Source organism: Photobacterium sp. WH24 (genome assembly GCF_019204055.1).
Lineage (GTDB): Bacteria > Pseudomonadota > Gammaproteobacteria > Enterobacterales > Vibrionaceae > Photobacterium > Photobacterium arenosum.
This window is the reverse complement of record NZ_JAGSOZ010000002.1, coordinates 184,220-201,730: the sequence shown is the minus strand read 5'-3', so window position 1 is coordinate 201,730 and position 17,511 is coordinate 184,220. Positions and strand designations below refer to the sequence as shown.

Annotated in this window: 16 protein-coding genes; 8 read left to right on the top strand and 8 right to left on the bottom strand. The window is 50.3% G+C overall.

Annotated elements, in window-relative coordinates; all coding sequences use genetic code 11:
* The first annotated feature begins 79 nt into the window (after positions 1-79).
* Positions 80-805, top strand: coding sequence for a 1-acylglycerol-3-phosphate O-acyltransferase (locus KCG43_RS04190; RefSeq protein ID WP_192015471.1), 726 nt, complete (start codon positions 80-82; stop codon positions 803-805).
* Positions 806-903: 98 nt separating this feature from the next.
* Entirely contained in the window at positions 904-1,437 is a 534-nt protein-coding gene (gene idi, locus KCG43_RS04185) for an isopentenyl-diphosphate Delta-isomerase (protein ID WP_218383504.1), read from the top strand.
* Between the two features lie 55 nt (positions 1,438-1,492).
* Here the strand turns inward: idi and KCG43_RS04180 are convergent, their stop codons facing one another.
* The 5 genes from KCG43_RS04180 to argF all read right to left on the bottom strand — a co-directional run bounded on the left by KCG43_RS04180 (position 1,493) and on the right by argF (position 5,923).
* Entirely contained in the window at positions 1,493-1,882 is a 390-nt protein-coding gene (locus KCG43_RS04180; protein ID WP_192015473.1) for a Rid family detoxifying hydrolase, read from the bottom strand.
* Positions 1,883-1,961: 79 nt separating this feature from the next.
* Entirely contained in the window at positions 1,962-2,945 is a 984-nt protein-coding gene (locus KCG43_RS04175) for a serine protease (RefSeq protein WP_218383502.1), read from the bottom strand.
* Between the two features lie 274 nt (positions 2,946-3,219).
* Entirely contained in the window at positions 3,220-3,684 is a 465-nt protein-coding gene (gene pyrI / locus KCG43_RS04170) for an aspartate carbamoyltransferase regulatory subunit (RefSeq protein WP_192015475.1), read from the bottom strand.
* 15 nt (positions 3,685-3,699) lie between these two features.
* The gene (gene pyrB, locus KCG43_RS04165) at positions 3,700-4,629 is read right to left on the bottom strand and encodes an aspartate carbamoyltransferase (RefSeq protein ID WP_027251907.1); all 930 of its coding nucleotides are present in this window, start codon (positions 4,627-4,629) and stop codon (positions 3,700-3,702) included.
* A gap of 289 nt (positions 4,630-4,918) precedes the next feature.
* On the bottom strand, positions 4,919-5,923 hold the full coding sequence (gene argF / locus KCG43_RS04160; protein WP_192015476.1) for an ornithine carbamoyltransferase: 1,005 nt from the start codon (positions 5,921-5,923) through the stop codon (positions 4,919-4,921).
* Between the two features lie 303 nt (positions 5,924-6,226).
* Here argF and rraB point away from each other — a divergent pair, with 303 nt between their 5' ends.
* Complete coding sequence (rraB, locus tag KCG43_RS04155; RefSeq protein ID WP_218383500.1) at positions 6,227-6,616, top strand: ribonuclease E inhibitor RraB; 390 nt, start codon at positions 6,227-6,229, stop codon at positions 6,614-6,616.
* A gap of 154 nt (positions 6,617-6,770) precedes the next feature.
* Here the strand turns inward: rraB and KCG43_RS04150 are convergent, their stop codons facing one another.
* On the bottom strand, positions 6,771-7,478 hold the full coding sequence (locus tag KCG43_RS04150) for an NUDIX domain-containing protein (protein WP_255557854.1): 708 nt from the start codon (positions 7,476-7,478) through the stop codon (positions 6,771-6,773).
* 167 nt (positions 7,479-7,645) lie between these two features.
* On the opposite strand from KCG43_RS04150, the gene prs reads away from it, so the two are divergent.
* Both prs and KCG43_RS04140 read left to right on the top strand, forming a co-directional pair.
* A complete protein-coding gene (gene prs / locus KCG43_RS04145; RefSeq protein WP_218383494.1) occupies positions 7,646-8,500 on the top strand; it encodes a ribose-phosphate diphosphokinase in 855 nt (284 codons plus the stop codon).
* A gap of 10 nt (positions 8,501-8,510) precedes the next feature.
* The gene (locus tag KCG43_RS04140) at positions 8,511-10,106 is read left to right on the top strand and encodes a nicotinate phosphoribosyltransferase (RefSeq protein WP_218383487.1); all 1,596 of its coding nucleotides are present in this window, start codon (positions 8,511-8,513) and stop codon (positions 10,104-10,106) included.
* A gap of 134 nt (positions 10,107-10,240) precedes the next feature.
* Here the strand turns inward: KCG43_RS04140 and KCG43_RS04135 are convergent, their stop codons facing one another.
* Together KCG43_RS04135 and KCG43_RS04130 are read right to left on the bottom strand one after the other, a co-directional pair.
* Positions 10,241-11,146, bottom strand: coding sequence for a bifunctional helix-turn-helix transcriptional regulator/GNAT family N-acetyltransferase (locus KCG43_RS04135; RefSeq protein WP_218383484.1), 906 nt, complete (start codon positions 11,144-11,146; stop codon positions 10,241-10,243).
* An 84-nt stretch (positions 11,147-11,230) separates the two neighbouring features.
* On the bottom strand, positions 11,231-11,644 hold the full coding sequence (locus KCG43_RS04130; protein ID WP_218383481.1) for a DUF2061 domain-containing protein: 414 nt from the start codon (positions 11,642-11,644) through the stop codon (positions 11,231-11,233).
* A 280-nt stretch (positions 11,645-11,924) separates the two neighbouring features.
* Between KCG43_RS04130 and KCG43_RS04125 the strand changes: the two genes are divergently transcribed.
* From KCG43_RS04125 to KCG43_RS04115, 3 genes are all read left to right on the top strand, one after another.
* Positions 11,925-13,076, top strand: coding sequence for a YjgN family protein (locus tag KCG43_RS04125; RefSeq protein WP_218383478.1), 1,152 nt, complete (start codon positions 11,925-11,927; stop codon positions 13,074-13,076).
* Positions 13,073-14,074: a M48 family metallopeptidase gene (locus tag KCG43_RS04120; RefSeq protein WP_218383476.1), complete on the top strand. Its 1,002-nt coding sequence runs from the start codon at positions 13,073-13,075 to the stop codon at positions 14,072-14,074. The genes KCG43_RS04125 and KCG43_RS04120 overlap by 4 nt, the downstream gene beginning before the upstream one ends.
* A 348-nt stretch (positions 14,075-14,422) precedes the next feature.
* Positions 14,423-17,491, top strand: a complete 3,069-nt coding sequence (locus KCG43_RS04115; RefSeq protein ID WP_218383475.1) for a hypothetical protein — start codon at positions 14,423-14,425, stop codon at positions 17,489-17,491.
* The last annotated feature ends 20 nt before the right edge of the window (positions 17,492-17,511 follow it).

Sequence of the window (17,511 nt, the reverse complement as noted above, 5' to 3'; positions counted from 1 at the left end):
AACAAAAAAGCCGTGATAAGGGTGTAATTTCCCTTTGACTGAGTATACTAGCGCACGCTTGTACGCTGAGGAGAATCTGATGATTGCTGTATTACGACTGTTGGCACTTACGCTGTTTGCCATCGTCATGTTTGTGTTTGGCTGTGGTTACTGCCTGTTAAGCCCGCGTAACCCGAAACACGTCCACACTATTGCGCTGTATTTCGCGAAAATGGCCCGCTTTCTGGGCATTAAACTGGAATTACGGGTTGCGGACGCCGCGCGGGAAGTGGGTCCGAGCGTGCATGTTGGCAATCATCAGAATAACTATGATCTGTTTACGATTTCAGGTGCTGTGCTGCCGCGTACAGTGACTGTCGGCAAGAAAAGCCTGCTGTGGATGCCGTTATTTGGTCAGTTATATTGGCTGACAGGCAACATTCTGATTGATCGCGCCAACCGCAGTAAAGCAATGGGGACTATCGGTCAGGTGGTGGCTAAAATTAAAGAGCGTAAGGTCTCGGTATGGATGTTCCCGGAAGGTACCCGCTCTCGTGGCCGGGGTCTGTTGCCTTTTAAAACCGGTGCTTTTCATGCTGCCATCGGGGCTGGTGTGCCTGTGGTGCCTATTGTGTGCAGCTCCACCGACAAGGTGAAGTTTAACCGTTGGAATAACGGCGTGGTAATTGTGGAAGTGATGCCGCCTGTCTCAACGGAAGGCATGACCAAAGAAGATGTCCGCGAGCTGTCAGAGCACTGTCGCAATCTGATGGCGGCTAAGCTGGATGATCTGAACGCCGAAGCGCAGGCCCGTTCAGCGAAATAACCGTCTCGGATCGCGTCGAATTATCAGGAAGGCAGGCCGTTAGGGCCTGTCTTTGTTTTCAGGGCAGTATAACCTTTTAGCCGTCAGAGGGGTGAGAGATGAGCCGGGAATATGTGATATTGGTGAATCAGGCTGGTGAGCACCTGGGCCTGGCGGAAAAAATGCAGGCTCACCGTGACGGCAGGCTGCATCTGGCGTTTTCCGTTCTGCTGTACCGCCAGACGGCGTCAGGTAAAGAATATCTGCTGCAACAGCGAGCATTAACTAAGTATCACAGCGGTGGTTTATGGACCAATACCTGCTGCTCGCATCCCCGCGACGGTGAGAGTCTGCAGCAGGCGGCAATACGCCGGCTGGGAGAGGAAATGGGGATACGCGAGGTGGCGCAGTTTGAACAGGTCGCCCGTTTTATTTACCGGGCTGAACTGGATAACGACCTGACAGAACACGAACTGGATTATGTTCTGGTGGCGGAAACTTCAGATCTGCACATAGTACCGAACCCGGAGGAGGTCATGGCCTGTCGCTGGTGGCCGCAATCGGAGTTAACCGCTTGTCTGGACAGCCAGCCTGAACAGTTTACGGCCTGGTTCAGTCAGGTGTATCACAAGGTGCTGGCAGCACTTAAATAACAAAAAGACGGGCTTAACCCGTCTTTATTGGTACTGTGCACTATGCAGGGAAGCCTCAGGCTTTGCGTACCGCAATGGCTTCAATTTCGATTTTGACATCTTTTGGCAGACGAGCGACTTCCACACAAGAGCGCGCCGGGTAGGAAGCGTGGTTTTCATCAAAGAAACTGCCGTACACTTCATTGACTGTGCCAAAATCGTTCAGATCCTTCACAAATACCGTCATTTTCACGATATCCGCCACTTTCAGCCCTGAAGATTCGACGACCGCTTTGACGTTCTCCAGCGACTGGCGAGCCTGAGCGGCGATATCTTCCGGTACTTCTCCCGTTACCGGGTTAACCGGGATCTGGCCCGAGGTCAGAACCATGTTACCGAGATCAACACCCTGAACGTATGGGCCGATAGCGGCAGGTGCTTTGTCTGTGTGCAGTACTTGAGTCATGTTTGATCCTTTTTGGCTTCAACAGAAATGCTTACGGCCTCTAGTGTGCAATGCCTTGACGAACAGGTCAAAAGGTTTGCTAGCGGAACGTGGGATCATTGCTCAGGTTCTGGATGACCTCGGCCGGCGAACGGCTGGTATCGGGTTTCTCTTCCTGATAGATAGTCGCTGCACTGTGCTGCAGGGCAACATCATTACTGTTTTCATCCGGCGGCGGGAAGGAGCCGGACACTGGCGTTGCATAGCTGGTGAGCGGGGAGGCCGCTGCCGCATTGTGAGGGGCGACAAGCGGTGTCAGGCCGTTGCTGCTGTGATTCTGGTTATCGGGCAGACCCAGAGAATCGGGCACGTCTGTGCTGCGGTTGAGGCGATTGACATAAGGCGAGACCTGAGCGCTGGCCAGTGCCGGGCTGGCTGATACAGGGCGTATGCCCAGTTCCTGCAGCCAGTCAAAAATCAGTGTGGCAGGGACAAACTGGCTGTATCGTGCGGCCGGGCGCAGGTTGGCGAGATCTTCCGGGTTATCGACAATGGCAACCGTGATGCCGACGATTTCTCCGGCCTCATTGAACACAGGGCCACCGCTCATGCCAGACATCACAGGCGCATCGCTCAGGGAATACAGGCAATTATTGTTGGTATCTATCACATCCTGCAGGTACTTGCCTTTACCTTCAATGCTGTTTCCGAGCAGAGAGTGGCCCTGATGGACCACAGGCTGATCAGGAAAAATTAATCCCCAGGTGGGCACCTGGGCAGAGTCCGTGCGGATCAATGCCAGATCACACAGCGGGTGATAGATAACGTCACGGTTCCAGGAATAGCGCGCAACATGTTTGGCCGTGACCTGCAAATTCGGTGTGACAGGAACGGCTGAACCAAATCCGCCCAGCAAAATGGGCACCCCGATAATCACTTGCTGGTTGGCCATATTTTTTGGCGCATCAAAGACGTCACCGTTGGTCATGACACAACCAGACAGGATCAGACCGGCCAGAATGGCAGGCCGTACGGTTAACTGAGGCCAGAGATAACGATGACAAAACCGCGCACAGATATTCATGCTATGTACTCGTTGTTGGTCACACTTGCTCTTACAGAACGGGTTGATAACCGTTCTGTGCTGATTTCGGCTCAGCGCGGCACTTTGACTGTGAAAGGAGCCAAAAGTGGCACTTTCCCTGAGTCTAGAAACGGAATTAGCGAAACAATGTTGTTGAACTGAGAATGGCTGAACTGAGGCAGAAAAGGGGCGGGAAACTGAAAAGCCGGCTCAGGGCTGAGTCGGCTTTCTTATTTTTGTCACAGGCGGTTTTTCAGGCATGAGTGCCGGAATGTCAGTGGTAATCTGTCACTATGTCGCGAGCGAACACTTTTTCACAGTATTTGCACTTCAGGCGGACTTCGTCATGCTTGGTCACCACTTTAAAGCTGCTGTCGACCGGCTCGTTGTGGGTAATGCAGTTTGAATTCGGGCACTTAAAGACAGCGTTGATCTGTGAAGGCAGCGACAGGGTCAGCTTCTTGACCACTTTGTAGTCTTCAATCTGGTTCACTGTCGCCTTGGGGGCGTAGAGCGCCAGCTGGTTAGCCAGCTCCTCATTGAGGAACACATTTTCGATTTTGATCAAATCTTTGGTTCCCTGTGCTGAGGAAGGCAGATTGAGACCAATCGTGACTTTTTCTTCAGCCTGATGCAGTTGGAACAAGCGCAGCACTTTGATACCGACATTGGCAGGGATGTGGTCAATGACAGTACCGTTCTTAATGGCTTCGACCTGAAGTTGGGACTCTTTTGTCATGCGATATTCTCCTGCTTAAATGTCTTGATTGAGCACCAGTGCCAGCAGCGCCTGGCGGGCATAGACGCCATTTTCCGCCTGCTGGAAATAATAAGCGTGCGGGGTTTTGTCTACATCTGTCGTGATTTCATCAACACGTGGCAGCGGGTGCAGTACTTTGAGGTTGTCACGGGCATCGGTCAGCATGTCAGCACTCAGGATATAGGCGGCTTTCATGTGCGCATACTCGGATTCATCAAAGCGCTCTTTTTGTACCCGGGTCATATACAGGACATCCAGCTCAGGGATCACTTCTTCCATCTGGGTGTGCAGGCTGTACGCAATACCGGCCTCATCCAGCTCTTCGCAGATGTAATCCGGCATCGCCAGCGCTTCAGGGGCGATGAAGTAAAAGCGGATGTTATTGAACTTCGACAGCGCCTGAGTCAGCGAGTGCACCGTGCGGCCGTATTTCAGATCGCCGACAAAGGCAACATTGAGGTTGTCCAGGCGGCCTTGCGTTTCGGCAATACTGAATAAATCCAGCAGGGTTTGGGTCGGGTGCTGGTTGGCACCGTCACCGGCATTGATCACCGGCACTTTGCCTGAGAATTCTGATGCCAGACGGGCGGCCCCTTCTTGCGGATGGCGCATCACGAACGCATCCACGTAAGACGTAATGACCTGAACCGAGTCGATCAGCGTCTCGCCTTTTTTCGCCAGTGAGGTATTGCCACCATTATCGAAGCCAATCACGCTGCCGCCTAAACGCTGAATCGCCGTTTCAAAAGAAAGGCGGGTGCGGGTAGATGGCTCAAAGAAACAACTGGCAATCACTTTGTGCTTGAGCAGTTCAGGATTCGGCTGTTTCTTCAGCTGGGCCGCGGTGTCAACGATCAGCTCGAGTTCGCTGCGGCTAAGCTCGGGGATGGAAATAATGTGCTTATGATATAGCGAATTCGCCATGGCGCTTTTCCCTCTTTTAGTCTGGAACGGGTGGCTTTGGGTCTGTCTTGGCTATCGTACAGGCAAAAAAAAGCCCCCTGAGATCAGGAGGCTTTCGGATGACGATCCGGAGTAACAAAAACGGCATGGCACACCGTTAACCGGCGGCGTCGCTGCACAACTGTGATCGCGGATTGGGCCATTTTTGGTACTCGCTAGACAAATTGCGGAGGATTATACCGCCATTTCTCTATGGCGCAAGCGTTTGCCTGCACCGAACCTGACCCTGACGGTTGCGCACATGCCAGTGCTATTGACCTAAAGTCGCTACCATCACTGCTTTAATGGTGTGCATTCGGTTTTCTGCCTGATCGAAGACGATAGAGTGGGCCGACTCGAAGACCTCTTCGGTCACTTCCAGGCCAGACAGACCATACTTTTCAGCCACCTCTTTACCTACTGTGGTTTCATCGTTGTGAAACGCTGGCAGGCAGTGCATAAATTTCACATTGGGATTGCCGGTTGCCTTGAGTGTCGACGCGTTAACCTGGTATGGCAGCATGGTTTTAACCCGCTCGTCCCAGGCCGACTGTGCTTCACCCATTGAAACCCAGACGTCGGTATACAGATAATCACAGCCTTGCACGCCTTCCTGTACCGACTCGGTCAGGGTAATGCGGGCTCCAGTCTCACTGGCAATCTCCAGACACTGGGTGACCAGATCCTCTTCCGGCCAGTAGTCTTTGGGGGCAACCAGCCGGATGTCCATTCCCATCTTGGCCGCACCGACCATCAGGGAATTGCCCATGTTGTTACGGGCATCACCCAGATAGGCAAATTTTATGTCCTGTAACTGCTTGCCCGGGCTGTGTTCCTGCATGGTCAGAAAATCGGCCAGAATCTGAGTGGGATGGAATTCATCGGTCAGACCGTTCCAGACCGGCACACCGGCATATTGTCCCAGCTCTTCAACCACAGACTGACCGAAACCCCGGTACTGGATACCGTCGTACATACGGCCCAGCACACGCGCCGTGTCTTTCATTGATTCTTTGTGGCCGATCTGGCTGCCGGACGGGCCTAAATAAGATACACGGGCACCTTGATCAAAGGCGGCGACTTCAAAAGCGCAGCGGGTACGGGTTGAGGACTTTTCAAAAATCAGGGCAATGTTCTTACCGCTCAGGCGCGGCTGTTCATAACCACCGTATTTGGCTTTTTTCAGTTCTGCGGAAAGCGACAACAGGTGCCCGATTTCGCGTGGGGTGAAATCCAGCAGCTTGAGAAAATTCCGGTTGCGCAGATTAAATGCCATATCTCGTCCTCGTGTTCATGACTTCAGCGAACACTGATCGCTGCGTTATGTGTGAAAATTGATGTTTTATGAATAATTACCCATAAAATATGAAATTATATATATCTGTGTCAATCGCAAAATCCGAGAGAAAGGCGGGAAAAATCGTCTGCTGCATCAGAAAGGCGATTGTGCGACTTTCGCTGAACAGAGAATGGGGCGGGAAATCACGACAGAGGATGGAAATTCGCGGGGATCCGTGCCATATTGGCGGCCAATTTTATACATACTAGTGTGGCTGGTGCCCCTATTTGGAGAGACCTTATGTCTTACGCAGAATTGATTGAAGAGCAGAAGGAAGAGACTCGCGAAATCATTGAGTCCCTGCTGGAAGATGGCAGTGATCCGGATGCGCTGTATTCGATTGAACACCATTTTTCTGCTGATACATTTGCTCAGCTGGAAGGTGCCGCTGCTGAAGCCTTCAAGATGGGCTTTGAAGTGATGGATGCCGAAGAGCTGGAGCTGGATGAAGAAGACGGTGGCGGTACAGTCGTTTGCTTCGATGCGGTCATGGAGTCAGCCCTGGACGCTGAGCTGATCGATGAGCAGGTGCTCAAGCTGGTAGAGCTGGCTCAGAAGTATAATATCGATTACGACGGCTGGGGAACTTACTTTGAGTCTGGTGAAGACGACGAAGGCGAAGATGCCTAATCTCCATCGGTGATGGGAACATTGGTACCGCCTTGGCTTCATTGACATAAATCCCTCGACTTGTCGGGGGATTTATTATTGTGCTAAGCATGCTGGTGAGTTGGTGGTGAAAGCCCTTTCTGGATGAGCTTGGGCAAACTGATATCATATCAGGTTACAGGCTGAGGTTGCGCTCAAAATGTACGATATCGACATCCGGTTTTAACTTGTAGAGCTGTGCTAATCGGCCGCCGGATTTCACTTTTTCATCCAGGGCTTCAAACATCCCGCAAGCCTCAATTCTTCTTACCAAACTTTTACGTTGGATCGGCTTGCTAATGATCGCTTCAATTGCGGATTTGAGTTGCCCGATCGTGAACTGCTCGGGCAGGCAGTAGACCGGGATCATCGAATACAGAGCCTTTTGCTGCAATCGCTCTTTGGCTTTTTTGATAATTTGCTTGTGATCAAATGCGACGGCGAGATCGGAAAGCTCACCTAAATCCACCCACTTCACATCTTCAACTGAATCGATTTGTGTCGCGACTTGTTGCGGGGAAATTAAGGCGTAATACACCAGCGTTACGCTAAATCCTCTCGGATCACGGTTGATCCCGGAGAATGCTTGTAACTGCTCTAAATATTGCGGCGCAACGCTGGTTTTTTCTTTGATCTTCCTGAGCGCGCTCATATCTGTATTGTCGTCTGTTTCGACATCCACAAATCCTCCAGGCAACCCCCACCTGCCTTGAAACGGGGCGTTCGCTCGTTTCACTAAAAGAACTTTCAGGCTGCCTTGCAAAATTGTAAACAACACACTGTCCACAGTGAACAGTGGGTTTTTGTATTGGGTTAAATCGTAATCAAGCGTCATGACAATCATATTTTGTGTCTTTTCGACACAATAACGAATTCTTGATTATCAGGCAAATGAAAGGATACCTCCTATGTTAAACCTAATAATTGTGTCTAAAGGACATAAAGTTGTTGATTGGGTTAATCTTGTTTGCTACCTTAATTGTGTCTTAGAGACATTATATGTGAGGGATTATGAAAATCATCAGTTATGAATACTCTGGAAACACAAAAGATGTGGCATATGAAGCTTTTACTTTTTCTGGGGGTGAAGAGCACATCCGCTTCAATCCATCGGATTTTGCTCGAAGTGAAAAAATACAGGTGATTGCCAGAATCACGGATTCCTCACAGGTAATGCGTCTGTTGATGGCCGTTGATGCATTAAAAAGACTGTGTATGGAACGGACATCAATTGAATTGCTTATTCCGTATTTTCCGTATGCTCGTCAGGACAGGGTATGCGTGGCCGGTGAAGCACTCGGCGCGAAAGTCATGGCGTCACTGATCAACCAGCTCAATCTGGATAAAGTCACCGTGTGGGATGCGCATAGCGAGGTGGTGCCAGCGTTATTGAACAGGGCCGAAAATATTGACCAGGTTCATCTGATTGAGCAGTTTCCACAACTGCAGCAACAACTGAGCAACGGTGTAATCACTTTGGTCTCGCCTGATGCGGGCGCAAGTAAAAAGACAGTCAAAATAGCTGAGCACTTTGGTGGTGAGCCTGAGGTGGTTCAAGCGCAAAAAGTACGTAACCTAAAAACAGGTGAAATCATCCAAACCCAAGTGTTGGGCGATGTAAGTGGAAAAGACGTACTCATCGCTGATGACATCTGTGATGGTGGCAGAACCTTTGTTGAACTGGCGAAAGTACTGAAAGCGCAAGGTGTCCGGTCAATATCCCTCTACGTTACCCATGGGATCTTCTCTCAGGGGTTAGCAGTTTTCTCTGGTCTTATCGATACCATTTACACAACAAATTCTTGCCGTGACAAAGCGGACTTTATCCAGCACAGCGATGTGCAACTGGAAATGATTGAACTGTAAGGAGTACCTCATGACAATTACCGCAGCCAGCATGCAGAAAGATGTTTATAAAGAGTTTCACAGTCGTGCTTATCACCCTGATGTCACAGAAGTTTATGCGAACTATACGTCCCGAAGCGGTAAGTTAAGTAATGTGGAAAATAACAACAAAGTTGCCTTTGTCGGTCTGCAATATTTTATCAAAAGTTATTTGCAGGAAGAGTGGCAGGTCTTTTTTGATGCAGACAAAGAGAGTGCTGTGGCAAATCACAGACGAATCATGAGTGCCATGCTGGGCTATCCCGTTGATATCAGCTATCTGGAAGCGTTGCACGACCTTGGCTATCTGCCTTTAAAGATTAAGGCCTTACCTGAAGGTACCCTAGTACCTTATCAAGTTCCACCGATCACCATCGTGAACACGAAGCCTGGCTTCGAGTGGCTCACTAACATGATTGAGACCGTACTCAGTTGTGAAAATTGGCCGATCCAAACCAGTGCAACAACTTCAGTTGCATACTTGAAAGTCTTCCGCGAGTTTGCGGGAAAAACTGGGCTGCCAAAGGAAATCGTACCATTTCAGGGACATGATTTTAGTTTTCGCGGTATGTTTGGTAAACACGCGGCGGCGATGAGCGGTTTTGGCCATTTGGCATCGGGACTGGTGGGAACGGATACCATTCCTGCGGTGCTCTTTGCAGAAAAATACTATAGTGCGAATGTTGATGAGGAATTGGTGGGTTGTTCGGTTGATGCTACGGAGCATTCGGTCACTTGTTCTTGGATTCTTGAAGGGGAAATTGAGTTTTTCCGTTACCTGATGCGTGAACAGTCACCCACAGGTATTCTCAGCGTGGTTTCAGATACCTGGGACTTCTGGAAGCTGGTCACGGAATATCTGCCACTACTCAAAGAAGAGATCATGGCTCGCAATGGTACGGTAGTTATCCGTCCGGACTCTGGCGATCCGGTGAAAATTCTGACCGGATATCGTTTGTCACCTGTGTCTGAATACAGTGAACTGGTCAACTCACAACATGAAGCCGAGCAAGCTGCAGTGGGCGAAGGGTTCGAAGCCTATAGCTGGCAGGGGGAGTACTACGGGGTTGTCGAGGGCGAAACACAACGGCTTGAACTGTGTGAAATTAAGGGATTAATTGAGTGCCTGTGGGATACTTTTGGTGGCACACTCACCGACAAAGGCTACAAATTGCTGGATGATCATATCGGTGCCATTTATGGAGATGCGATTACGCTGACCCGGCAGCGTCAAATTCTGCAGCGACTGATGGATAAAGGGTTCGCCTCTAAGGTGGTGCTGGGGATTGGCTCGTTCAGCTATCAATATGTCACTCGAGATACCCATGGTTCGGCAGTGAAAGCCACTAGCGTGGTTAAAGGCAATCAACGGGTTGCAATCTTCAAAGAGCCCAAAACCGACAGCAAAAAGCGTTCGGCAAAAGGCTTACTTAAAGTGGATTGTGTCGATGGTGAACTGGTGTGCTTTGACAACGTCTCGGAAGCAGAGGAGCAGGAGGGATTATTGCAGGTGGTCTTTGAAGACGGAAAACTGATCAAAGAGACGACGCTCAGCGACATCAGAACACGAATTAGCACGCAGATATAACGCACATCAAATACTTAAACCAACCTGATTAAAGTTGCAATGGTAAAAGTGTCACCTTAATTAGGACTGACAGATAAGAAAAAAGCTGGCTTGCCAGCTTTTTTCTTATCTGTCAGTTGCTAAACCACGGATGCTCAGAACCACTTCACCATCCGGATCTCACAGGCGTCATGGCCTGTGTTGCCCATAGGTTCTTTGGTGTGTTCAAAACCTAACGATGCATACAGCGCAATGGCTTCTGTCAGATTGGCTGTGGTTTCCAGATAGCAGGCCCGGTAGCCCTGCTCACGGGCAAATTTCAGGGCCTTTACCGCGAGCTTGCGCGCCAGACCCAAACCGCGCAGCTCAGGCAGGAAGTACATCTTCTGCAGCTCGCAGATATTTTCTTCGCCTGCCAGCCTGGCGATACCGCCGCCTCCGAGCACCCGGTGGCGGTGCTCAATAACCCAGTAAGCGTGCCCTTCGGGCTGGTAAACCTCACTCATGCTGTCTAAGGTGGGATCGGCTACGCCATATCCCTTGTCTGCTGTCAGTCCGTATTCCGCAGAGACTTTTCGGATCACGGCCGCAATCGACGCATTGTCCAATGGCGTCAGCGGACGAATCTCGTAGCTGTGCTGTCTGCCCGCCATCATCATGGCTTTGCGGTACCGCTCCAGACTTTTGCCTAATTGTTCGATTTCATCTGCGTCCATTTGCGCCAGAAAGCCGTCGACCTGCTGATTCAGTCTCTGGTGCAGTTCAGCCAGCCTGGACTGGCCTGCCGAGGTAAGGCTGGCAATCTGGCTGCGTTTGTCATCAGGGTGCGGATGGCTGACGATCAGCCCGCTGTTGCTCAGCACCGCCAGCGTGCGGCTGGCGTTGGATTTATCCACATTGAGCAGGGCGGCCATGTCGTTGACCGTGCAGGGATTCGCCTCCAGTTCAATCAGGGCATGGGCCTGAACCGGGGTGAGATCCATGTTGCCACACTGGCTGTCGAGCATGCCGAGTTGACGCACAAGCTGACGGGATAACTGGCGGAGTGTCTGGGCATCCATGATGCTTTATCCATATTGTTGTGATTTGCAACTAAATATAATTGCGAGCCACAACTATGTCAACAGAGTACAAGTTAATGCAAGTTAATGGATGAACGAGTGATGCTGGCAGGATGAGAAAGCGGCTTGGTGCCGGCGCTGCTCTTTGCGCTGCCAGAAGGTTTCATGTACCAGATAAGCCAGCGTATTGATCGATGGTTCGATCAGTGCCATCACACTGCCAATCATCCAGCTGCCGCTCAGTAAATACGCCACGCTGAAGGCCACACTGAAATGGATCACCGCAAAACTCAGGGTTTTATTGGCGGGTTTGCCAAAGCGGGACTGTTTCAGCACAGGCCATTGCCAGGCTTTCTCGTGAAAATAAAAAGCCACAGTGTTGACCATAGGCTCAATCATGGCGATCAGGCTGCCGAGGATCACATCACCCGTCAGCAAATAGGCGATGCTGAAGGCAACGGTAAAGTGGATAGCAGCAAAGCTGAGTGTCTTTTTCATGGTAAAACCCTCTGTAGATGTTCTCAGTATGGGCGTGACCAGGTAATCAGTAAAAGCGTTTGATTCTATCCAATCAATAGTTAAATTCTATGATTTGATATTAATAAACATGAATAATGACTTATCGTCGCTTTATGATTGGGAGCGCTGTTTCAGAACCAAACAGTGCGCAAAAACTTTATGCTGTTGGTTGCATTTGGTTGGTTTATATTGAAGATATACTTTTCCAGCAATGAGGCTGGATTGTTCACATTTTTTGCGAAGACTTAGGATAAAAACAATGGAAAACAAGGTTAGGTTTCACGGCCAGGGGGGCGAATTTTTCGGTATCTGGATCGTGAATATTCTGCTCTCTGTCGTCACTCTTGGGATTTATTCTGCCTGGGCGAAAGTCCGCACCAAGAAATATTTTTACGGTAACACTGAGCTGGCGGGAGATAGGTTTGATTATCATGCCACACCGAAACAGATCCTGATTGGCCGTGTTATTGCCTCTGTCTGTGTGCTGGTGTGGTTTACCGCCAGCCATTTCATGCCGCTTTTCGCCCTTGTTCTGATGCTGGCCTTTTTTGGCATTTATCCATTGCTGGCCCGCAATAATGCCCGTTTTGATGCTCGCATGAGCAGCTACCGCAATGTGCGTTTTAACTTTAACGGCTCGGTGAAAGGGGCGTATTGGGCCATGTTGGGATGTGGTTTGGTTTCCATGATTCCGCTGGTGATCCTGTTTGTGATCACTGCCATGGTATTTGATAAATCGCTGTTAGTCGGCGCGCTGTTTGCGTTACTGGCTGTTGCCGCTTATATCTATGTATTTGCTAATATCACGGCCACCATCACCCGCTATTTTGCCAATGGTTACCAGTATGGTGACCGTCAGTTTAGCGCTGAGATAGGGACAGGTTTTTTCGTGAAAACCACAGCGCTGGCGTCTTTGCTCGGATTAGGGCTGTTTGTGGCGCTGATCGGCGTGTTTGTGCTGGTGGCTGGCGTGGGGGCGGTGTCATCCATTGCCAGCGGGCAATTGGATAACCTGCAAGGCGGTTCGCTCTGGCCTTTCCTGGCAATATTTATCGTTTATATAGGTATGTTGCTGGTGATGGTTGCCGTATCGGCATTTGTGAAAGCCCGCACCCGCAATTACACCTTTGCTCAGCTGAAAGCGGCCGGTGAGCCAGAGTATGGCTTTTCCTCTTCACTGAGAACGCCAGCTTTTGTCTGGCTGATTGTGTCGAATATCCTGATGCAACTGCTGACACTGGGACTGGCCCGTCCCTGGGCCATGGTGCGTACTCAGCGTTACCTGGCCGATAACACGGCTGTCATCGGTGATTTGTCTCTGCTTAACGTGACGGGCGAAGCCTTCGAGGGCGGTGCGGCCATTGCCGACGAAGTGGCTCAGGCCTTTGATGTCGGAGTAGGAATTGGATGATCATCAAAGGCTTCTGCCACCCGCCGCTCAGTTCTGAGCGGCGGGAAGCTGAGCTGGACTGCGGTCAGACGGGTCAGGTGACATTGCGCTGCGGCGAGCATATTGTCATGGCTGCCGTGGCCGAGCTGAAGATATCGCCGCCATTGGGCGCCTTGCCCGCCAGCATTGGTTTTGCTGATGGCTGGCAGTTCAAAGCGGGTCTGGATTATGAACTGGCCGAGTGGGTTCGCCACAACACAATTCAGCCTCAGCGCTGGGTACACAGGCTGGAGCGAAACTGGCTGGCGATAGTGGCCAGTGCGGCGCTGGTGGCCGTATTGTGTCTGGGCGCTTATCGTTACGGTATTCCGGCGGCCAGTCATATGCTCACGCGTCTGCTGCCGCAAGCCGTGCCTGTGTATCTGGGCGAGCATGTCCTGGAGACGCTGGACGATCATATGCTGGCACCTTCTCAGCTTGATGCCCAGGAACAGTGGCAAATACAGGACAGGTTTGCCTTATTACAGGATAACCTGCCGCCGTTACCTTTTGAGCTGAAGATAGTGTTTCGATCCTGGCCGCATGGCCCGAATGCCTTTGCCCTGAGCGATGGCACAGTGATCGTGCTGGACTCACTGGTGGAAATGGCCACCACACCCGCCGAGCTGGACAGTATTTTGTTGCATGAAGTCGGGCATGTGTATCATCAGCATGTGATGGAGTCTGTGGTGCAATCGGCGCTGATTTCTGTGGCCACCGCACTGATTGTCGGTGACAGCTCTGGGATGGCGGATATGCTGACCAGCACAGGCGTATTTGTTGCTTCCAGCGGATACTCGCGGGATGCCGAGCGCGAAGCGGATCAGTTTGCGGCCGAGCAGATGCGGAAAAACTATGGCACCACAGAACCGATGGCCGCCATGTTCAACCGTTTTATGGAACACTATGGCGACAGCGATTTACCTGAGTGGCTACAAAGTCACCCTGAGCTGGAGCAACGGGTTCAGGCCTTGAAATAGTATCCATCCGATTCAGGCCGGAGATTCGGTTTAAAATTGTGGCATAAAAAAGCGACCGATATCGGTCGCTTTTTTTTGTCTGAAGCAATGGACATCGCTTACAGCGCTGCGATGGTCGCTTTGTGTCCAGATAAGAACGCAAAACTCAATCAGGTGCATAAATCAAATATTGCAATGCATTGTATATGCAAGGTATCTTTCGCCTCCGGAATATTAATAAATCAGTAGCATATTTAAATACCAAGCCTTTCTCCTGATAACGCAGGGGACGTGCTGACTATCCTGTTGCTGAACAAGGGTTTATCACTGTGCTTTCTTATCGGATTGCGTTATAAAACGGAAATGGCGATGCTGACATATTCAAACATCAAACAAATAGTGTTACTTGCAAGTGTGATTTTTCTGACTGCCTGTAACGGCGGAGGCAGTGACAGCGCCAGTGGTGATAAAAAATCAGATAAACCGCCGGTTGAAGATATATCAACCAGGGTCAGCGGCCAGGTATTTAAAGGGCCGGTTGCGTACGCGACCGTCACCGCGTTTGATGCCGATGGCAACGCGTTGGCAAGTACGGTGACCGATGATCAAGGTTTTTACACCCTGTCGCTGGATGCGTCTTATCGTGGGGTTGTGCAGATTGATGCGACCGGCGGGGACTACATTAACGAAGCAACGGGCATGCGAACGCCTCTTACTGAAACGCTCCGTTCCGTGAAAGTACTGACAGAAAAAGACTCTGTCATGAATGTGACGTTACTGACGGAAATGGCCGTGCGCGAGCTGCCTTTTTTAGTGCCTGAGCTTGTCGTTGCTGCAAACCGCAAGGTGGCGGAAGCCATGCAGTTGGATTTGGACATTGTCAGCGAAGCGCCAGTCGATCTGCTGGATGAAGCGAACGTGGGCGAAACGGGCGGAAGAGTCGACTATGCGCTGGTCATTGCCGGTATGACGAAGGCCGCCGAAGCGGAGGATATCAAGCTCAGTCACTTGATGTTCGAACTGAATCAGGATATTGCGGACAACAGCAAGCTTGATGATGAGCTGCAACTCACCCGGTTAAATAAAGGGATCAATGCTTTTCTCGATTCAGCGCAGAACAAAGTGGCGGTGAACAAGGCGCAACATTACCGCAATACTTATCCTGTTGTGGCCCCGTTAGACATGCTGTCTGTCTATGCAAACCATCAACTGCGCATAGCACCTGACATCACCGATGATAAAGGGCAATTGTTTTATCACTGGCGTCAGGTGATGGGGCCAGCAGCGCTAATGGACGGTGCTGACACCGAGGCAATGACTGTCAAGGCAGCCGAGACGGTAAAAAAACAGACCCTGGCATTCGAGTTAACCGTGACTGACTCAGGTGGCTTAAGTGTCAGTCAAACTTACTATGTCAGGGTGTTGCCGATTCCCGTGATTTCAGGAGTGGTGTTCAAAGGACCGATTCAGGGGGCAAGGGTCAAAATCACTCAGGTTGACGGTACCCTCATCGGGGAAACCACTACAGCTTCGGATGGCCGGTATCAGGTCAGGAATAGCAATGCTTATCAGGGTTTGGTCATCGCTGAGGTGACGGGTGGCACGTATGTCAGCGAAGCGACGGGACAGACTGTATCGTTAGAACAGACCCTGCGTGCCGTCAAAAACATGAAAGCCACAATTACGTCGTTGAATATCACCCCTTTTACTGAGCTTGCTTTCCGCCGGGCAAAACATTTAGGGGAAACCCTGGACGTTAGCAAGGTTGAACAAGCTGCACTTGATGTGTCCAGGGCATTTGGTGTATATGGTCTTGTTAACAATGAACCCCTGAATCTCATGGATCCGTCGAGCAAGTTTGAACGCTACAGTTCTGAGTCTGATTATGCACTCGCTCTGGCAGCGGCTATGGTTGCCATGCACACACATTCACAGAGTTTAACCGACTGGCTGGATCGGGTGTCTGAAGACTTATCCGATAACGGAAAAATTGATGATATTGAGACACTGAATGCTTTGTATCGAGGGGTCTACAGCTTTATTAAATCACCTCAGAATAAAGCCAAAATTACAGAGTATGACAGCATCGTAGGAAGGAGTTTCTATCGAAGTACGCCACCTGAAATACTGTCAATTTCTTCCAGTGATGGTTATGAAAGGGCGCAAATCAATGTGCTGGTGCAGGCTCAAGACACAGGGATTGGTGGTATTCGTTTTTATTCTTTACAGCAGCTCAGTGGGCCGGCAGCGAAATTCACAGTGAAGCAATCCAGAAACTCTTTCAGAATTGGCTTGCCTGAACTCAATGGAGATCTAGCTGAAACCCTGACCTTCGAAGTCACGGTCAGCGATTCGGATGAACTGACCGCTTCAGAGATATTTTCGATTGAGGTACAGCCTTATCCCAATGCTGTACTGGATAAAATTATCGATCCGCAACTGCGCCAATGTATTGAGTCACACTCTCCGAAAGTCCGTGATATCGGGGACTTAAGAAGTCTTCAATGTGGTCCTGAGTATGCGGGGATCAGCCAGTTGGATGGCATGGAGCAATTTGCCTATCTAATTAACTTTATCGTGAAAGCGCAAAACCAGATCACGGATGTCACCCCCTTAGCGAGCCTGCCAAATCTGCGTAGTCTCGCCATTGAGCAGACAGTGATGACGGATCTAACGGCATTCACGGTACTGAAACTGGGGCAGTTAAGCCTCAAGAACAGTCCGTTGTTGACCGACTTTAGTGCTCTGCCTCAATTGGCTGAGCTGTATACCGGGAATTTTTATGGCACAGGACTGACTGATGGTCATATCTTCCAGCAGCTACCGGGCTTGAGTAATATCAATATAGGGAAAACGCAGATAGAGAACTTCAGTTTCTTACAGGAAAATGAGCGAATTCGTTCATTAGGGATCTCTGACTTGGGACTGACGGATATCACCTTGCTTGGGTTGGAACATCAATCCAATTTGTATCGGCTGGATCTGTCGGGCAATCCGCTGATCGATATCTCTCAATTGGCAGCGTTAACTCAATTGGATAGGTTGAATTTGTCAGGCACCAAAGTCTCAGATCTATCTTCTCTGGGCACCTTAAAAGGAATGGTTACCCTTGATGTGTCACATACGAAAGTGGCCGATTTGTCACCTCTGGCATCCTTAACCAGGTTAAGCACAATTGATGTGTCTCACACCGAGGTGACAGATCTGTCGGTTTTCAGAAGGTTTAAATCAGTCAGCGAGATTTCTTTACAAGCATTCAAGGGCACCGATATCAGTCCGGTGATTGAAATGAAGAGAAGCCAACCAGCCAGGTATTTGAAAAAGGTGGATCTTACTGGAGCAGTTCATGTGCCTTGTTCACAAATGACCGAACTGAGGGGGTTAGGCGTCTATATCGCTGTTGAAGTCCAGCCAGGGGTGACGTGCACGGCAGACTAGTCTGCGGGTTTAAAGTGTCG

Excerpts from the sequence above, each read along its gene's own strand:
- idi (WP_218383504.1), top strand. The coding sequence starts at position 904 with ATGAGCCGGGAATATGTGATATTGGTGAATCAGGCTGGTGAGCACCTG.
- KCG43_RS04190 (WP_192015471.1), top strand. The coding sequence starts at position 80 with ATGATTGCTGTATTACGACTGTTGGCACTTACGCTGTTTGCCATCGTC.
- KCG43_RS04115 (WP_218383475.1), top strand. The coding sequence starts at position 14,423 with ATGCTGACATATTCAAACATCAAACAAATAGTGTTACTTGCAAGTGTG.
- KCG43_RS04135 (WP_218383484.1), bottom strand. The coding sequence starts at position 11,146 with ATGGATGCCCAGACACTCCGCCAGTTATCCCGTCAGCTTGTGCGTCAA.
- KCG43_RS04120 (WP_218383476.1), top strand. The coding sequence starts at position 13,073 with ATGATCATCAAAGGCTTCTGCCACCCGCCGCTCAGTTCTGAGCGGCGG.
- argF (WP_192015476.1), bottom strand. The coding sequence starts at position 5,923 with ATGGCATTTAATCTGCGCAACCGGAATTTTCTCAAGCTGCTGGATTTC.
- KCG43_RS04175 (WP_218383502.1), bottom strand. The coding sequence starts at position 2,945 with ATGAATATCTGTGCGCGGTTTTGTCATCGTTATCTCTGGCCTCAGTTA.
- KCG43_RS04130 (WP_218383481.1), bottom strand. The coding sequence starts at position 11,644 with ATGAAAAAGACACTCAGCTTTGCTGCTATCCACTTTACCGTTGCCTTC.
- prs (WP_218383494.1), top strand. The coding sequence starts at position 7,646 with ATGAAAATCATCAGTTATGAATACTCTGGAAACACAAAAGATGTGGCA.
- pyrI (WP_192015475.1), bottom strand. The coding sequence starts at position 3,684 with ATGACAAAAGAGTCCCAACTTCAGGTCGAAGCCATTAAGAACGGTACT.
- KCG43_RS04150 (WP_255557854.1), bottom strand. The coding sequence starts at position 7,478 with ATGATTGTCATGACGCTTGATTACGATTTAACCCAATACAAAAACCCA.
- KCG43_RS04140 (WP_218383487.1), top strand. The coding sequence starts at position 8,511 with ATGACAATTACCGCAGCCAGCATGCAGAAAGATGTTTATAAAGAGTTT.
- rraB (WP_218383500.1), top strand. The coding sequence starts at position 6,227 with ATGTCTTACGCAGAATTGATTGAAGAGCAGAAGGAAGAGACTCGCGAA.
- KCG43_RS04180 (WP_192015473.1), bottom strand. The coding sequence starts at position 1,882 with ATGACTCAAGTACTGCACACAGACAAAGCACCTGCCGCTATCGGCCCA.
- pyrB (WP_027251907.1), bottom strand. The coding sequence starts at position 4,629 with ATGGCGAATTCGCTATATCATAAGCACATTATTTCCATCCCCGAGCTT.
- KCG43_RS04125 (WP_218383478.1), top strand. The coding sequence starts at position 11,925 with ATGGAAAACAAGGTTAGGTTTCACGGCCAGGGGGGCGAATTTTTCGGT.